Here is a 16898-nt window from a genome sequence, read left to right as displayed (position 1 = left end):
ATTGCCTGAGGGTTGGGAGGCCCGAGGACGAATGCTGGAATTGCGCAAAGTGTCGAAGATGGTCGGGAACGAATATCATATTCGTCCTACCGATCTGACATTGCAGCGGGGATCGCTGAACGTTCTGTTGGGTCCGACCCTGTCCGGCAAGACCTCGCTGATGCGGCTGATGGCCGGTCTCGACAAGCCGACCGGCGGTTCAATCCATTTCGACGGCGAAGACGTGACCGGTGTCGCGGTGCAGAAGCGCAGTGTCGCCATGGTCTACCAGCAGTTCATTAACTATCCTGCATTTACCGTCTACGAAAACATCGCCTCTCCGATGCGCATCGCCGGCAAGGATGCGGCAACGATCGACCGGGAAGTGCGCAAGGCTGCGGAACTGTTGCGTCTGACACCCTATCTTGACCGTCTGCCGCTCAACCTCTCGGGCGGCCAGCAGCAACGCACGGCGCTTGCGCGGGCCATTGTCAAGAATGCCAAGCTGGTGCTGCTGGATGAGCCGCTGGCCAATCTCGATTATAAGCTGCGTGAGGAATTGCGTGAAGAATTGCCGAAGCTCTTTGCCGAGTCGGGTGCGATCTTCGTTTATGCGACGACCGAGCCTGCGGAGGCGCTGCTTCTGGGCGGCAATACAGCCGCGCTCAGCGAAGGCCGGATCACGCAGTTCGACGAGACGATCAAGGTCTACCGCAATCCGGCCGATCTTCTGACGGCCCGCACTTTTGCCGATCCGCCATTGAACACGATTGATCTCGTGAAGTCCGATGGCAGCCTCTTGCTGGGCGATCGCAAGGTCATGGACCTGCCGGTGCACCTGACCGGCATTCCCAATGGTCCGGTCACCGTCGCGTTCCAGCCGCACCATGTTTTCCTAAAGCCTCGCAGCGGCACGATCGCTCTATCGGCCCGCACGATGGTTTCGGAGATTGCCGGATCCGAGAGCTTCATCCATCTCGACTATGCCGGATCGCGCTGGGTCATGCTGGAGCACGGAATTCACGACATCGATCCAGACCAGACGATCGATGTGCATTTGGAATTGCGGCATCTGATGGCGTTCGATCCCAGGACCGGCCGGTCGTTATCCGGCGCTGGCCACGAAGCGGAATAGGAGGCGAAGAGATGGCACGCATCAATCTTGAACATATTCGCCACGCCTATAACCAAAAGGCCAAAGCAGCCGGCGACTACGCGCTGAAGGAAGTGCATCACGAATGGGACGACGGCGGTGCTTATGCCCTGCTTGGACCTTCGGGTTGCGGCAAGACCACGCTGCTCAACATCATCTCGGGCCTGCTGCATCCGTCCGATGGACGCATCCTGTTCGATGGCGTCGATGTTACCGACTTGACCACGCAGCAGCGCAACATCGCGCAGGTTTTCCAGTTTCCCGTCGTCTATGACACGATGACCGTGTTCGACAACCTCGCCTTTCCCTTGCGCAATCGGCACGTTCCCGAGGCTGAGGTGAAGGCGCGCGTCGACCATATCCTTGAAATGACCGACCTTGCGGGCATGGCGAAACGGCGGGCCAACGGCCTGACGGCCGACCAGAAACAGAAGATCTCCCTTGGCCGGGGCCTGGTGCGGTCTGATGTCAATGCCATCTTGTTCGACGAGCCGCTGACGGTGATCGATCCCCATATGAAATGGGTCCTGCGGTCGCAGTTGAAGCGGCTGCATCGGCAGTCCGGCTTCACGATGGTCTATGTCACCCATGACCAGACCGAGGCGCTGACCTTCGCCGACAAGGTCGTCGTCATGTATGATGGCCAGATCGTCCAGATCGGCACGCCTGCCGAGTTGTTCGAACGGCCGAGCCACACATTCGTCGGCTACTTCATCGGCTCACCCGGCATGAACCTGATGCCGACAAGGATAGAGGGAGCGACAGCGGTTGTCGGCGACCAGCGGATACCATTGCAGGCACCACCGAAAATCGGTGCCGCAAGCCGCATCGAGCTTGGCATCAGGCCGGAATTTGTCCGGCTCGGTGGGGAGGGCATGCCGATCGAGATCCGCAAGGTCGAGGATATCGGGCGCCAGAAGATCGTGCGGGGAAGTTTCTGCGGCAGCCCGCTGTCGATCGTGCTTGCCGAAGACGACGCGATACCGGCCGATGCCAGGGTCACGTTCGATCCCGCGGCGATCGGGATTTATGCCGATAGCTGGCGCGCTGGGGTGGAGGGCTGACCATGGAAAAGACCTGGAACAACAGAGCCTGGTTCATGGTGCTGCCGGTGCTACTGCTGGTCGCATTCTCCGCCGTCATTCCGCTGATGACGGTCGTCAACTATTCCGTCCAGGATACTTTCGGCAACAACCAGTTCTTCTGGGCCGGCACGGACTGGTTCCTCGAGATCCTGAATTCCGACCGCTTCTGGGATGCGCTGATGCGCAATCTCATCTTCTCGATGATCATCCTGGCGATCGAGGTTCCGCTCGGTATCTTCATCGCGCTTAACATGCCGAAATCTGGACTCGGCGTTCCGGTCTGCCTCGTAATGATGGCGCTGCCGCTGCTCATTCCATGGAATGTCGTCGGCACGATCTGGCAGGTTTTCGGACGCGTGGATATCGGCTTCCTCGGCCACTATCTGACGGTTCTCGGCATCGACTATAACTACACGCAGGATCCTGTTGATGCCTGGGTGACCGTCATCGTCATGGACGTGTGGCACTGGACGAGCCTTGTTGTTCTCCTTTGCTATGCCGGCCTCGTATCGATCCCGGATGCCTATTACCAGGCGGCCAAGATCGATGGTGCCTCCCGCTGGTCGGTCTTCCGCTACATCCAGCTGCCGAAGATGAAGCGGGTGCTTCTGATCGCCGTGCTGCTGCGGTTCATGGACAGCTTCATGATCTACACGGAGCCGTTCGTCGTCACTGGCGGCGGACCGGGCAACTCGACGACATTCCTGTCAATCGACCTCGTCAAGATGGCAGTCGGCCAGTTCGATCTTGGCCCAGCGGCGGCGATGTCGATCATCTACTTCCTGATCATCCTGTTGCTGTCATGGATATTCTACACCGTGATGACCAACAGCGACGCACCGGCAAAGTGAGGGAGGGATCCATGGCCAGCACCAATAGAACCGGGCGCTACTCGTTCCTCGTCCCGACGATCTATATCATCTTCCTGATCCTGCCGATCTACTGGCTCGTGAACATGAGCTTCAAGAGCAATACGGAGATCCTGGGCACGTTTTCGCTTTGGCCGCAGAGCCCGACGATCCGCAACTACATGGTGATCTTCACCGATCCGGCCTGGTATAACGGCTATATCAATTCGATCATCTATGTGGCGCTGAACACGGTGATCTCGGTTTCCGCAGCTCTTCCGGCGGCCTATGCGTTCTCTCGCTACCGGTTCCTGGGCGACAAGCACCTTTTCTTCTGGCTGCTGACCAACCGCATGGCGCCGCCGGCGGTGTTCGCGCTGCCGTTCTTCCAGCTCTACTCGGCCTTCGGCCTCATCGATACGCATATAGCGGTTGCCATTGCCCATTGCCTGTTCAACGTGCCGCTGGCGGTCTGGATCCTGGAAGGTTTCATGTCCGGCGTGCCGAAGGAGATCGATGAGACGGCCTATATCGACGGCTATTCCTTCCCGAAATTCTTCTTCAAGATCTTCATGCCGCTCATTGCTTCGGGCATCGGTGTGGCCGCCTTCTTCTGCTTCATGTTCTCCTGGGTCGAACTTCTGATCGCCCGGACCTTGACCACAACAGACGCCAAGCCGATCGCGGCCACCATGACCCGCACAGTTTCCGCATCGGGCATGGACTGGGGCGTGCTGGCAGCCGCAGGTGTGCTGACCATCATACCCGGGGCGCTGGTCATCTATTTCGTTCGCAACTACATCGCCAAGGGCTTCGCCCTGGGCCGCGTGTGAGAGGAGAGCTGGGATGGACTTCTCCTGGATGGCCTGGACACTGCCGACGGCGCTGTTCTTCATCACAATTTTTGCCCTGATCGCCGGCATGGCGGTTTGGGAATACATGTCGCCGGGAGGCAATCCGCGGGTCGGCATATTGCGGTTCGAGACCACGCGAGGTGATCGCCTGTTCATTTCGCTGCTCGGCTCCGCATTCATTCATCTCGCATGGTTGGGTCTGGGAGGACCGAACCTGTGGTGGGCTCTCGCCCTGTCGGTGGTCTACGCGATCGGCGTATTCCGCTTCGTCTAGGGCAAGCCAAAACGGATGGCCGCGAAATCGGGCATCCGCACTGTTTGAACTGCAATCGCAAACCTTTGGGAGGATTATCATGCGACGGCAACTTCTGACGACAACGGCGGTGATGCTGCTGGCATTTACCGGCTCCGCATTCGCAGACATGGACGCTGCGAAGAAATTCCTGGACGCCGAGATCGGCGATATGTCCGTGCTGTCCCGCGCCGACCAGGAAAAGGAAATGCAATGGTTCATCGATGCCGCAAAGCCCTTTGCCGGCATGGATATCAAGGTGGTTTCGGAAACGATCACCACGCATGAGTATGAATCCAAGGTGCTGGCCAAGGCCTTCACCGAAATCACCGGCATCAAGATCACCCATGACCTGATCGGCGAAGGCGACGTGGTCGAAAAGCTGCAGACGCAGATGCAGTCCGGCGAAAACGTCTATGACGCCTATGTCAACGACTCAGACCTGATCGGCACCCACTGGCGCTACAAGCAGGCCCGCTCGCTGACCGACTGGATGGCGAACGAAGGCAAGGACGTTACCAATCCCGGCCTCGACCTTAATGACTTCATCGGCCTGAAATTCACCACCGCGCCTGACGGCAAGCTCTACCAGCTGCCCGACCAGCAGTTCGCGAACCTCTACTGGTTCCGCTACGACTGGTTCAACGATGAGAAGAACAAGGCCGACTTCAAGGCCAAGTATGGCTACGATCTCGGCGTGCCGGTCAACTGGTCGGCCTACGAGGATATCGCCGAGTTCTTCACCGGTCGCGAAATCGACGGCAAGAAGGTCTATGGTCACATGGACTACGGCAAGAAGGACCCGTCGCTCGGCTGGCGCTTCACCGACGCCTGGCTGTCCATGGCCGGCAATGGCGACAAGGGCCTGCCGAACGGTCTTCCGGTCGACGAATGGGGCATCAAGGTCGACGAAAACTCGCGTCCGGTCGGCTCCTGCGTTGCCCGCGGCGGCGACACCAACGGTCCGGCCTCGGTCTACGCCATCCAGAAGTATCTCGACTGGCTGAAGGCCTATGCGCCGGCCGCCGCCAACGGCATGACCTTCTCGGAATCCGGCCCGGTTCCGTCGCAGGGTGAGATCGCCCAGCAGATGTTCATGTACACCGCCTTCACCGCCGATCTGGTGAAGGACGGCCTGCCTGTCGTGAACGCGGACGGTACGCCGAAGTGGCGCTTCGCTCCGAGCCCGCATGGTGTCTACTGGAAGGACGGCATGAAGCTCGGCTATCAGGACGTCGGTTCCTGGACGCTTCTGAAATCCACGCCTGACGACCGCGCCAAGGCTGCCTGGCTCTATGCGCAGTTCGTCACCTCCAAGACCGTGGACGTCAAGAAGAGCCATGTCGGCCTGACCTTGATCCGCGAGAGCTCGATCCAGCACAAGAGCTTTACGGATCGTGCGCCTAAGCTTGGTGGTCTGATCGAGTTCTACCGCTCTCCGGCCCGCGTGCAGTGGTCGCCGACCGGCACCAACGTTCCGGACTATCCGAAGCTGGCACAGCTGTGGTGGCAGGCGATCGGCGACGCATCCTCGGGTGCCAAGACCGCACAGGAAGCCATGGACTCGCTCTGCGCCGAGCAGGAAAAGGTTCTGCAGCGCCTGGAACGCGCAGGCGTTCAGGGTGATATCGGTCCGAAGCTGGCCGAAGAGCATGACCTCGCCTACTGGAACAAGGACGCCGCCGCCAAGGGCAACCTTGCTCCGCAGTTGAAGATCGAGAACGAGAAAGAAAAGCCGATCACCGTCAACTATGACGAACTGGTCAAGAGCTGGCAGAAGTAAGCCAGCTTTGAGAAAGATCGCGGCGGGGCGCCATCTCGTCAACGCCGCATCGCAACTGATAGCTTCGGCCGGAACGTGATCTCACGTTCCGGCCTCTTTTTGTCTGGCTATGCGTTTATCCAGCCTTCGGCCATGGGATGATCGTGGGGCAAAGGCAATGACACGATCCGGCCGCTGCGTGCGCTGTCGTAGAAGGCCGTGATCAGCTCGATCGAGTGATAGCTTTCCTCGATCTCTGGCAGGAAGAAATCCGGCTGGCCTGTCAGCCGCCGATGGATGTCCGTGAAGAAACCCGGGAAGCGCGGCGGTATATGGGGCGCGGCTGCAACGATGGCATCGACCTCTGCTTGCCGGGCGGGGTCTGCGGCCACAAACCGCCATGGCACGGAGCAGACCTGATAGGGTTCATCACTTGACGTGACTGTGAGATGTTCAAAGCAGGCGCGAAACCGCGTGAGATTGCCGGCGCCGCCGAGAGTCACCGACGACGTGATCATGGCACCTTCGCTACTGCGCATGGCAATGGCTGCGCAGTCTTCCGTTTCCACGGTGTTCACGCGCGTTTCGGCAAAGGCGGCGACTTGCGTTATCGGCCCGACAAGATGGGTGGCGAGGTTGTGGATATGGCAGGCGTGGCTGACAAGAACGCCACCGAGTTCGCCGGCCCAGGTGCCGCGCCAGGGTTGTTCCTCGTAATAGCTGGGCGTTCTCTGCCAATGGGTTTCCATGGACAATACATAGGGGCGACCCAGAAGCCCAAGCTTCTTGAGGTCATGAAGCGCATAGTAGCTCGTGCCATAGCGATACTGGAACACCGGGAAGACGTGCCGGTTTGCTTCCTCCGCGGCCGTCTTGATGCGCCTGACATCGGCCATCGATCCGGCCAGCGGCTTCTCGCAAATGACATGCTTGCCGGCTTTCAGCGCCGTTATCGTGAAAGGCGCATGCATCCGTGGCGGCAGGCAGATATCCACGATGTCCACTGTCGCATCGGCCAGGACCTCGGCGAAGTCCGTGACCACTTGCGTTCCGGGAACCAGTTGTGCGGCTTCTTCCGCGCGTTCGCGATTGAGGTCACAAATGTAAGCCACCTCGAACAGATCGGGCAGCTCGGCATAGCCCACAATGTGTTGCCGACCGATGCCGGTGCCGATGACCGCGACACGGATGCGTTTGAGCATTAGAGATTTCCTTCAGCCAGGGCCTGCGCCTGCAAGGCTAGCTCGGTTGCAAGAAATGCGTGGGCCTGGCGCATGGCAGTCTCGGTGCCGTTTTCCCGATCGCTGATCAGCCTGGAAAAGAAGGGCTTCCCGGCCCCCCGCGCATCGAAGTGCTCGACCCCCGAGCGGTCGGCCAGGAAGACGTGATCCGTGCCGGGGCGACCGGAGATATCGATGTATTTGCGGAGTTCCAGATATCCCTCCGTGCCGAGGATCGTCATACGGCCATCACCCCATGTCGGCAACCCATCCGGCGTCAGCCAGTCCACGCGGGCATAGCCGCGCCCGCCATTGCCTTCGAGAAGCACCTCGCCGAAGTCTTGGAAATCCGGGCGATCCGGGTTTGCGACATTGCCGATATGGGCAGAAACCACGCGCGCTTCCGTCGAGCCCGTGAAATGCAGGAACTGATCGAATTGGTGGGCGCAGATATCCGTGAGGATGCCGCCATAGCGATTGCGGTCCCAGAACCAGTCTGGTCGAAGATGGCTGTTACGCCGGTGCGGCCCTAGTCCGACGGTCTGCACCACCTTGCCAATCCGGCCTTCTGTAATAAGCCGGTCGGCCAGCGTCACGCAGTCGACGTCAAGACGCTCCGAAAAGCACACCGTCCATCGGCGGCCGGTATCGGCCACGGCCTGCTTGATCTCGGCAAGCTGTGTCTGTGTCGTGCAGCCAGGCTTATCGACCAGCACGTCCTTGCCATGGCGCATCGCCGCGATGGCAATGCCAGACCGGTCGCTGTTGACAGCCGCGCTCAGGATGAGACCGATGCTGTCGTCCTCAAGGAGCGCTTGTGCGGATTTTTGAGGCGTATCCGGGTAGGACTCGCGAAAAACCTGGCAGAGCTTTTCCGGGGTCTCAGGACCTGTTGCCCAGCCCACACATTCCGCGCCGGCGTTTCGCAGTCCGTTCAGCATGCCATAGATATGATTGTGGTCGATACCGATGACGCCAACGCGCAACCTGGTAGCCATCATCATCCCCCGAGCTTGATGCCGCGAGACCGCAGCAAGGACTGGATATTGACGACGGAACCGCTGTCGATCGAGGCGTTTGCGGCGATGCCGGTCAGGATCGACCACGCACCGGCCACATGGTCGGAGGCGCGACCATAGCGGTCCGGCTCCATGCCTTCGGGGTCGAAGATGTAGCCCAGCATCACAGGGTCCGCGCCGCCGTGATGGCCTTTGCCCTTGGGCACTTCGAGCATGACGGGATGCTGCCCAGCCAGGTGCAGTTCGGTTGTGACCGCATCCTCGTCGGCATGGGCCCGCTCGCCGCCGAAGACGCCGTGCACTTCCACATGCCGGTGGGTGATATCGCCCTTGGTGCCCTGGAACTTGATCTCTAACCCCTCCCAAGGGGAATAGGCGGTGAGGGTGTAGTTGGCGGTCACGCCGCAGGCATAGCGGATATGCGCCTGCATCGTGTCCTCGATGCCGATCTCCGCATCGAAGACACAGAGATCACGGAAATAGCCGTCCTCGCCCTCGGCATCGAGGTACATCGTCTTCAGGCTCTCGTCCGCGGAGAGATCGAGTTCGAAATCGCACTTGTCGGCGACCGGACAGTGCGCGCAACGCGGTCCGCGCTCGGCGAGGCCGAATTCCACGGCCATTTCCGGGGTGTAGAAGGCGCGACGGCCTGAGGCGAGAACCTCCGTGGGTACGGAACCGAGCCACCAGTTCAGCAGGTCAAAATGATGGGTTGATTTGTGAACCAGCAGGCCACCCGAATTTTCCTTTTGCCGGTGCCAGCGGCGGAAATAGTCGGCGCCGTGAACGCGGTCGAGATGCCAGCGGAAATCGACAGCTGTCACCGTGCCGATCGCGCCGGAGGCGATGAGTTCGCGGATCTGGGTGCGCGCGGGCGAATAGCGGTAGTTGAAGGTCACCATGACCTTGCGGCCGGTGGCGGCCTGCGCATCGACGATCTTTTTCAGCCTGGTCAGGTCGATCGTCAGGGGCTTTTCGCAGATCACGTCGCAGCCGGCCTCGAAAGCCCTAACGATATAGTCCGCATGCAGGAAGTCCGGTGTTGCGACCACCACCGTATCCGGTTTCTGCTCCTGGATCAGCCGATCGAAATCCGAGGCGAGATAAGTGGCGACGCCGTTGGTCCCCGGTTTAGAGGCCGCCTTCGCCGCTTCGCCCAGCCGATGGGCGTTGCTGTCGCAAAGGGCCACGATTTCATGTTTGTCGGCGTAGTCATCGATAACGGAATCGCGGAACATCTTATGCCGCGAACCGCATCCAACAATGGCAATCTTCACTGGACTTTGCTCTCTTGCTCGAGGGGCTCCACGCGCTGGCCTGAAGCATCAAAATAATGAAGGTCGGACAGATCGAACCCGAGGGTGACCGGATCGCCGTTCCGATAGGGCTGCCGACCGCTGTCGCTGACAAGCAGCGTCTGGCCGGACGACAAGGCGATATGCAGCAGCGTTTCGCTGCCGAGATATTCGACGAGGCGGATGGTGCCTGGTGCCGTGACCTCGCCGCTGCCGATCCTGATTGAGCTCGGACGCACGCAGAGCGTCAGCGATGGATCTGCAGTCGGCAGATTGGGGATCTGGAAGATCGGCATGCCGGGAACACTGACGTCCGCCCGTCCGGCGGCGCGCGAGACGGTTGCCTGCAGCATGTTGATCTTCGGCGAGCCGATGAAGCCGGCGACAAACAGGTTCTGTGGCCTGGTATAGAGCTCCTGGGGCGTGCCGACCTGCTCGATCTTGCCTGCGCGCAGCACAACGATCCGGGTCGCCATGGTCATGGCCTCCACCTGATCATGCGTGACATAGATCATGGTTGTGCCAAGGCGATTATAGAGCGAGGCGAGTTCGGCGCGCATCTGGACACGCAGTTCGGCGTCCAGGTTGGACAGCGGCTCGTCAAACAGGAAAAGCTGCGGCTCGCGGACGATCGCCCGGCCGATCGCAACGCGCTGCTTCTGCCCGCCGGAAAGCTGGCGAGGCTTGCGGTCCATCAACGGCTCGATCTGCAGGATGCGCGCGGCCTCGGCCACACGGCGATCGACTTCCGCGCGCGGCATGCGGAAGTTCTGGAGCCCGAAGGCGAGGTTCTTGCGCACACTCATATGCGGATAGAGCGCATAGCTCTGGAACACCATCGACAATTCGCGCTTGGAGGCGGGCAGGTCGTTGACGATCTTACCGCCGATGGAGACTGTTCCATCAGTGATTTCCTCAAGCCCCGCGATCATGCGCAAGAGCGTCGATTTCCCGCAGCCGGAGGGGCCGACAAGCACCAGGAACTCGCCATCATGGATATCCAGGTTCAATCCCTGGATGATGGAAAGCGCTCCATAGCGCTTGCCGACGTTTCGAAGCGTCAATCCTGCCATGCGTTCAATCCTTACTTCATGCCTGACGTGGCGATGCCACGCACGATCAATTTCTGGAACAGGATGAAGAAGATCACGACCGGAACCAGGGATAGGACGGACATCGCGAACATCTGGCCATAGGCGGACTGGCCTTCCTGGTCGAGGAAGAGGCGCAGTGCCAGCGGCACGGTGTAGCTCTTGATGTCATTGAGATAGATCAGAGGTGCCAGGAAGTCCTCCCAGACCCAGATGAGCGAGAAGATGGCAGCCGTTCCCATGGCCGGCAGCGACAGCGGCAGGATGATCGCCCAGTAGATCTTGAAGGGCGAGCAACCGTCGATCATCGCTGCCTCGTCCAGCTCTCGCGGCAACTGCCGGAAGAACTGCACCATCAGGAAAATGAAGAAGGCATCCGAAGCGAGGAAGCGCGGCACTACCAGCGGAAGATAGGTATCGACCCAACCCAGGCTCAGGAACTGCACATATTGGGGAATGAGGACGACGTGATAGGGGATCATCAACGTCATCATCATCAGCGCGAAAAAGAAGCTGCGTCCCGTGAATTGCAGCCGGGCAAAGGCATAGGCCGCAAAGGAACAGGAGATCAGATTGCCGATGACCGACAGGCCGGTGACGATGGCCGAGTTCCAGTAGAACATGGTGAAGGAGATCGGCAGTGCGGTCCAGCCGTCGGTATAGTTCTCGAACTTGAAATCCGAAGGCCAGAGCGTGAGGCTGCCAAAGATCTCGTTTTCCGGCTTCAAGGACGACGCCAGCAGCCACAGCAGCGGATACAGCATCACGCCGGAAAAGACGATCAGGAACAGATGCTTGAGGATTCGGGCGTTACGTGCGCGCCGGTCACGCTGCAATCGCAACTCGTGCGCCACCCGGGCGGCTTCGTCCATCTGAATGGCGAGGTCGAGATTGCCGGTGGCCGCAGGTGATAGCGTCTGTTCAGTCACGGTCGTTTTCATAATGCACCCAGTATTTCGACGTGAGGAACGAGATCGCCGTGAAGATCGCGATGATGATCAACAGCACCCAGGCGAGTGCAGAGGCATAGCCCATGCGGAAGAATTTGAAGGCCTCGTTGAACAGGTAAACGGTGTAGAACAGCAGGCTGTCGGCGGGCGCGCCTGATCCGTTTGAGATGATGAAGGCACTGGAGAAGGTCTTGAACGCCTCGATGGTCTGCAGCACCAGATTGAAGAAAATCACCGGCGCCAGAAGCGGCAGCGTGATCCTGAAAAATTGCCGCCAGGGCGGGGTACCGTCGATCTCGGCCGCTTCATAGAGATCTCTCGGAATACCGCGAAGCCCGGCCAGGAAGATCAGCATGGGGGAGCCGAACTGCCACATGGCCAGCACCACGAGCGTATAGAGCGAGGTGTTCGGGTCGGTGATCCAGGCTGCGCCCTCTATGCCGATCATGGCCAGCACCTGGTTGACGACACCATCAGCCTCGAACAACTGCCGCCAGAGAATGGCGATGGCAATCGATGCTCCCAGGAGGGACGGCAGGTAAAAGATCGCGCGATAGAGCCCGATGCTGCGCAGGCCCTTGTCCAGCAGCATGGCTACCCCCAGCGCCATGATCAGGCGCGCGGGCACTGACAGGGCGACATAGGTGAAGGTCACTTCCAGTGCCTGCCAGAAGCGCCGGTCGCGCGTGAACATGTAATGATAGTTGTCGAACCCGATCCAGCGAGGATCGCTCACCATGTCGTATTTCGTGAACGACAGGTAGAGCGAAGCGAGGATCGGCCCGAGCGCCAACAGGAAGAACCCGAGAAACCAGGGGAGCAGGAAGACATAGGCCGGGGCATTGCGGGCCAGGAAACGACGCATCGGACAGACCTTGTTGCAGTATGGATGGATCCCGACCCGCTGGTGCAGACCGGGACCCTTGCCGCTTGGGAATTACTGCGCGCGTTCGATGATCGCCTGCGCGTCACCGATGAACAGCTCGGCGGCCTCCTTGGCATCCATGCGGGCCAGAACCACTTCCGTTCCCGTGCGCATGAAGGCATCGCGGACTTCCCCGGCACCCTTCGGTGCGGGCAGCGGCAGAGGCCCAACCTTGCCCTGGATCGCCTCGAAGTAATCGACCGAGAGCTTTTCGACCTCGGTCAGTTTGGGTGCAAGTGCCGCACGGACCTTGGGCGAGCAGGGGATGCCGCGCTCCAGTCCCAGAATGCCCGTGATGTCGGGATCGTTGACCCAGGCATTCATGTAGGCCATCGCCGCCTCGGTGTCCTTCGCGTCACGGGTCAGCGACAGGAACATCGACGGCTTGATGAATTGTCCTGGCTTGCCGTCCTTCTTGTGCGGCACCATGGCGGCGCCGATCTTGTCCTTGGCGGCGGCCTGGATGCCGACGAGCTGGTTGGACCAGAAGTGGGACATGGCGGTATCGCCCACGGCCACGCCCATTTCGACGATCGGCGCATCCAGGATGACGGTCTTTTCCTTGTTGCGCACGACATCCTTCTGGCGCAGATCCGCCCAGAACTGCCACCAGCCGGCGACGTCCTCGGCCGTTGCCGCGACCTTGCCCTCGGCATCGTAGAATTCACGGCCGTTCTGGCGCACCCAGGATTCGAACAGTTCGATCATGAGCGACATGTCATCGGAACCCTTGACCTTGCCACCGGTCTTGGCGGTGATGTCTTCGCAGGCCTTGGCGAAATCCTCCCAGGTCCAGTCGATCAGGTTTGCCGTGATCCCTGCCTCCTGGAATACCCTGGTATTGTGAACGATGACCTGGCTGTTGGAGCCGATATTGAGCGCGTAGAGCTTGCCGTCGACCTTGCCGCCATCGAGCGGCCCCTGGTCGAAATCGGCAATCATGAGGCTCTTGCCGGCGAAGTCGTCCAACGGCTGCAAGGCGCCGCGACGGACATATTCGAACAGGAAGCGGTAGTCCATCTGCACCAGGTCGGCCATGTTGCGGCCGGCGGTCTGGGTTGCCATCTTGGTCCAGTAATCCCCCCAGCCGATGGTCTCTCCTGAGACCTTGATGCCTGCATTCTTCTGCTGGAAGGTGTCGATGACGGCAAAGGTGCGCTTGTCACGCTCGGGATTGCCCCACCAGTAGTGGCGGATCGTCCGGTCGGCGGCGAGTGCCGGTGCGCTCAGCGCCGAGGCCGCAAGTCCCGCACCCATGGCACCCAGCATGCCGCGTCTGGTCAATTGTATCATGTCTATTTCCTCCTCTTGAACGGTGATTTTGCACCGCGTTCCCTTGGTTCTGCCGTGGGGCCAAGGCCACTCCTCCTGGCCATGACCCATTGCATTTACGAGTGCCTGCGCGGCCTCAGATATAGCTGCGCAGCAGTTCCGATAGGCACAGCATGGCCATCGCCTGCCCATAGGGCATCGATGTCAGCTTGATCTGCCGGTAAAAATCGAGGTCGTTGCCCATGGCGGTGCCGAAGGACACCTGCTGCAATTCGCCTTCAGGGCTGATGTTTTCGATGACGCCCTTCATCGCCCGCTCGGCGGTTTCCAGATAGGCGCTGTCGAGATAGCGCTTGCGCACGCTTTTCATCAGCCCATAGGCAAAGCCTGCCGTCGCCGAGGCTTCGAGATAGCTTGCGGGATCATCGATCAGCGTATGCCACAGTCCCGATGGGTGCTGGTGCTGCTTGAGGGCGGCGGCCTGGCGACCGAGCAGCGAGACGAGATGCCGCCGCACAGGGTCGTTTTCCTTCAGATCCACGAGCTCGATGAATTCTGGAATGGCGATCGTCAGCCAACTGTTGCCGCGCGCCCAGCGGGCCCGAGCGAAGTTATGGTTGCCGTCGAAGGTCCAGCCGTGAAACCACAGTCCCGTTTCCGTGTCGCACAGATACTGCGCGTGGACCAGGAACTGGTATTTGGCCTCTTCGACGAATTCAGGGCGATTGAGGATGAGACCGATCTTGGCGAGCGGGAGCACGCTCATCATCAAGGTATCGTCCCAGAGTTGCTGGTCGTTGACGTTGTTGTAGACGATATGTTGCAGCCCGCCCTCACGGGTGCGCGGCATCTCGTACATCACCCATTCGGCCCAGCGCTCAAGATAGGGTACCCAGCGCGGATCCGGCTTGATCTCATGAAGATGCGCCAGCGTCAGGAAGGGCGCGACGGTGTTGATGTTCTTGGTCGGGGTTCCCTCGGCCAGGCGCGCCTCGAACCAGGCGGTCATGATCTGCATGGCCTTCGGGCTGCCGGTCAGCTGCCAGTACTTGAACAGGCCGTAGAGGCCGATGCCATGGGTCCATTCCCATCCTGCCCAGCCTTTCGTGTCGATCACGCGGCCGTCTTCCAGGCGCAGCAGGAACTCGCCGGTGCGGTCCTCGATATTGACGAGGTTGTCCGTCAGTCTTTCGATGAGTTCGCACACCTCCCCGCGCTGAATAAAATGTTGTTTTTGCCTCAGCAGCGGATGCATGCGTCAATCTCTCCCCAAAGTCGATATTTTCGGAACATAATTTCGGAAAATAAGAAATCACAGTCCTTACGACTTTTCAACGCTGTTTTTTGCGTTCAAACTCATCAGCGTCAAGAGGCGACTAAGGGCCTGCCGAGAGCTTGACAGGAGCTTACCAAAAATTCCAGAATGCAATTTCAGAAAAAACAGAACATTCCCTATGTCCGATTCCAATCCCAAAGCGGAAAATGTTGCAGCGGTCCTGAAGGTCTTCGCTGTCATCGAGGCCCTTGTCGACGAGAAGCGCGTCAGCCTCGCGGATCTCGCGCAGCGCGCCATGACGTCCAAGACCACGGCGCATCGTCTGCTGCAGACCATGGTCGAGCTTGGCTATGTGGAGCAGGATGCCGAGACGGAGAAATACGGGCTGACCCTGAAGCTCTTCAGTCTCGGGGCGCGGTCGCTTAACGAGCAATCGGACCTTTTGCGGGTTGCCGATGAGGCGATGGGCAAGCTGTCGCGGGCGACCGGCGAGTCGGTCAATCTGGGCATTCTCGACGATCGCGACCAGAAGGTCGTCTACATTCACAAATATGATTCTGCCTTCAGCCTCTCGATGAAATCGACGCTGGGCCTGCGAAACCCGCTGCACAGCACCTCGCTGGGAAAAGCCTTGCTGGCCTGGCGGGGAGAAGACGAAATCCGCGAGCGCATCGGGAAAACGGAGCTTACGAAACTCGCGCCGCGCACCATCACCAGGGTTGACGACCTCTTGGAGCAGTTGCGATTGACCCAGGCGCGTGGTTTCGCGGAAGAGGTTGAGGAGAGCGAAGCGGGGGTCCGATGCATGGCTGTCCCGATCTTCAACTATCTCGGCAAGACAGTCGCGGCCATATCGATCTCCTTTCCCTTGTTCCGGTTCGATGAAGCCCGGAAAAGCGACTATGTATCCCTTTTGACGTCAGCTGGTCTGGCGGCGTCGACCGCTCTTGGCTTCCGGCAGACGAGCAAGTCTTAAGCCAGCGTCCCGACACTTTTCCACAGCCCCTGGCTGTAGCCTCTTCCCCGCTTGACAAAATCGCTGGCGATACTAGTCTGTGCGTAAATTGGTATGACCACTTGGCCAGATGACCAGTTTGACCGATGGGGAGGATCGGTGAGATGATGTTTTCCGCCGTTGAATCCCGTCGTCTTTACCGTCAGGTCGCCGACCAGATGCGCGGCCTCATAGAGCGTGGTGAACTGGTCGCGGGATCGCGTTTGCCGGCAGAGCGCGAATTGGCGCAGATGCTTGGCGTTTCTCGTCCGACCATCCGGGAAGCGTTGATCGTCCTCGAAGTCGAAGGCTTCATCGATATCCGGATGGGCTCCGGCATATATGTCGCGGTGCGAACGCCGCAATTGCCTGAATTGCCGGAGGATTTCGAGGGGCCTTTCGAGCTGCTGCGTGCACGGGCGGTGGTGGAGTGCGCCGTCGCAGAAGAAGCGGCGCGTCTCGCCAAGCCCGAACACGTGGCGATGCTGGATCAGAACCTGGCCCGCATGGCCGATGCGCTTGAAGATCGGCGCATGTCGCTGGCGCTGGACCGGGATTTTCATGTCGTTGTTGCCGGGATCATCTCAAACGCCACGCTGATCCGCTTCGTTGGCAGCATGCACGACATGCGCATGACGCCCTTTTTCGAGAAGCTCGCCAGTTATTTTGAGAACAAGGATACCTGGCGGGCGGCCATGGAGGAGCACCGCGTCATCCGCGATGCGATAGCGGCCGCCGATCCGGCTGCAGCCCGGGCCGCCATGCGCGCTCACCTGGAAAAATCGCAGCTTCGGCTTTCGGAGAGTTTTGAAGAGGACGCCGGAGATCGTGCAATTCCTGCCGCGTGGAGGCGCGTCGGCAGCATCTAAGCATCACTGACTTC

Annotated in this window: 16 protein-coding genes; 8 read left to right on the top strand and 8 right to left on the bottom strand. The window is 59.9% G+C overall.

The features are described 5' to 3' along the window. Positions 1-31 precede the first annotated feature (31 nt). The 6 genes from B9A97_RS24805 (at position 32) to B9A97_RS24780 (ending at position 5994) form a co-directional block, all read left to right on the top strand. Positions 32-1114: an ABC transporter ATP-binding protein gene (locus B9A97_RS24805; protein WP_084368509.1), complete on the top strand. Its 1083-nt coding sequence runs from the start codon at positions 32-34 to the stop codon at positions 1112-1114. A gap of 11 nt (positions 1115-1125) precedes the next feature. Then, on the top strand, positions 1126-2196 hold the full coding sequence (locus B9A97_RS24800) for an ABC transporter ATP-binding protein (RefSeq protein WP_084368508.1): 1071 nt from the start codon (positions 1126-1128) through the stop codon (positions 2194-2196). A 2-nt stretch (positions 2197-2198) separates the two neighbouring features. Further along, positions 2199-3068 (top strand): carbohydrate ABC transporter permease, encoded by an 870-nt coding sequence (locus tag B9A97_RS24795; RefSeq protein WP_084368507.1) that lies wholly within the window; start codon positions 2199-2201, stop codon positions 3066-3068. An 11-nt stretch (positions 3069-3079) separates the two neighbouring features. Further along, on the top strand, positions 3080-3898 hold the full coding sequence (locus tag B9A97_RS24790) for a carbohydrate ABC transporter permease (RefSeq protein WP_084368506.1): 819 nt from the start codon (positions 3080-3082) through the stop codon (positions 3896-3898). A 13-nt stretch (positions 3899-3911) separates the two neighbouring features. After that, complete coding sequence (locus tag B9A97_RS24785) at positions 3912-4193, top strand: DUF2160 domain-containing protein (protein ID WP_084368505.1); 282 nt, start codon at positions 3912-3914, stop codon at positions 4191-4193. 79 nt (positions 4194-4272) lie between these two features. Further along, the gene (locus tag B9A97_RS24780; RefSeq protein WP_084368504.1) at positions 4273-5994 is read left to right on the top strand and encodes an ABC transporter substrate-binding protein; all 1722 of its coding nucleotides are present in this window, start codon (positions 4273-4275) and stop codon (positions 5992-5994) included. A 107-nt stretch (positions 5995-6101) separates the two neighbouring features. Here the strand turns inward: B9A97_RS24780 and B9A97_RS24775 are convergent, their stop codons facing one another. The 8 genes from B9A97_RS24775 to B9A97_RS24740 form a co-directional block, all read right to left on the bottom strand. Then, a complete protein-coding gene (locus B9A97_RS24775) occupies positions 6102-7175 on the bottom strand; it encodes a Gfo/Idh/MocA family protein (protein WP_084368503.1) in 1074 nt (357 codons plus the stop codon). After that, positions 7175-8191, bottom strand: coding sequence for a Gfo/Idh/MocA family protein (locus tag B9A97_RS24770; RefSeq protein WP_084368526.1), 1017 nt, complete (start codon positions 8189-8191; stop codon positions 7175-7177). The genes B9A97_RS24775 and B9A97_RS24770 overlap by 1 nt, the downstream gene beginning before the upstream one ends. 2 nt (positions 8192-8193) lie before the next feature. Then, positions 8194-9450: a Gfo/Idh/MocA family protein gene (locus B9A97_RS24765; protein WP_244564354.1), complete on the bottom strand. Its 1257-nt coding sequence runs from the start codon at positions 9448-9450 to the stop codon at positions 8194-8196. Between the two features lie 35 nt (positions 9451-9485). After that, positions 9486-10580, bottom strand: a complete 1095-nt coding sequence (ugpC, locus tag B9A97_RS24760; RefSeq protein ID WP_084368501.1) for an ABC transporter ATP-binding protein — start codon at positions 10578-10580, stop codon at positions 9486-9488. 11 nt (positions 10581-10591) lie between these two features. Continuing rightward, entirely contained in the window at positions 10592-11362 is a 771-nt protein-coding gene (locus B9A97_RS24755) for a carbohydrate ABC transporter permease (protein WP_244564356.1), read from the bottom strand. A gap of 157 nt (positions 11363-11519) precedes the next feature. Continuing rightward, a complete protein-coding gene (locus tag B9A97_RS24750) occupies positions 11520-12413 on the bottom strand; it encodes a carbohydrate ABC transporter permease (RefSeq protein ID WP_084368499.1) in 894 nt (297 codons plus the stop codon). 72 nt (positions 12414-12485) lie between these two features. Next, entirely contained in the window at positions 12486-13766 is a 1281-nt protein-coding gene (locus tag B9A97_RS24745) for an ABC transporter substrate-binding protein (protein ID WP_084368498.1), read from the bottom strand. 115 nt (positions 13767-13881) lie between these two features. Then, positions 13882-15000, bottom strand: a complete 1119-nt coding sequence (locus B9A97_RS24740) for a beta-galactosidase BglB (RefSeq protein ID WP_084368497.1) — start codon at positions 14998-15000, stop codon at positions 13882-13884. A 199-nt stretch (positions 15001-15199) separates the two neighbouring features. Between B9A97_RS24740 and kdgR the strand changes: the two genes are divergently transcribed. Beyond that, positions 15200-15997 carry a DNA-binding transcriptional regulator KdgR gene (gene kdgR, locus B9A97_RS24735; protein WP_084368496.1) on the top strand — a complete coding sequence of 266 codons (798 nt, stop codon included), beginning with the start codon at positions 15200-15202 and terminating at the stop codon, positions 15995-15997. Between the two features lie 146 nt (positions 15998-16143). Then, complete coding sequence (locus B9A97_RS24730) at positions 16144-16884, top strand: FadR/GntR family transcriptional regulator (protein ID WP_084368525.1); 741 nt, start codon at positions 16144-16146, stop codon at positions 16882-16884. Positions 16885-16898: the final 14 nt, after the last annotated feature.

Origin of the sequence: Rhizobium sp. RU36D (assembly GCF_900176345.1) — a bacterium.
GTDB lineage: Bacteria > Pseudomonadota > Alphaproteobacteria > Rhizobiales > Rhizobiaceae > Allorhizobium.
The sequence above is the reverse complement of the archived record's forward strand: the minus strand, read 5'-3'. Positions and strand labels throughout refer to the sequence as shown.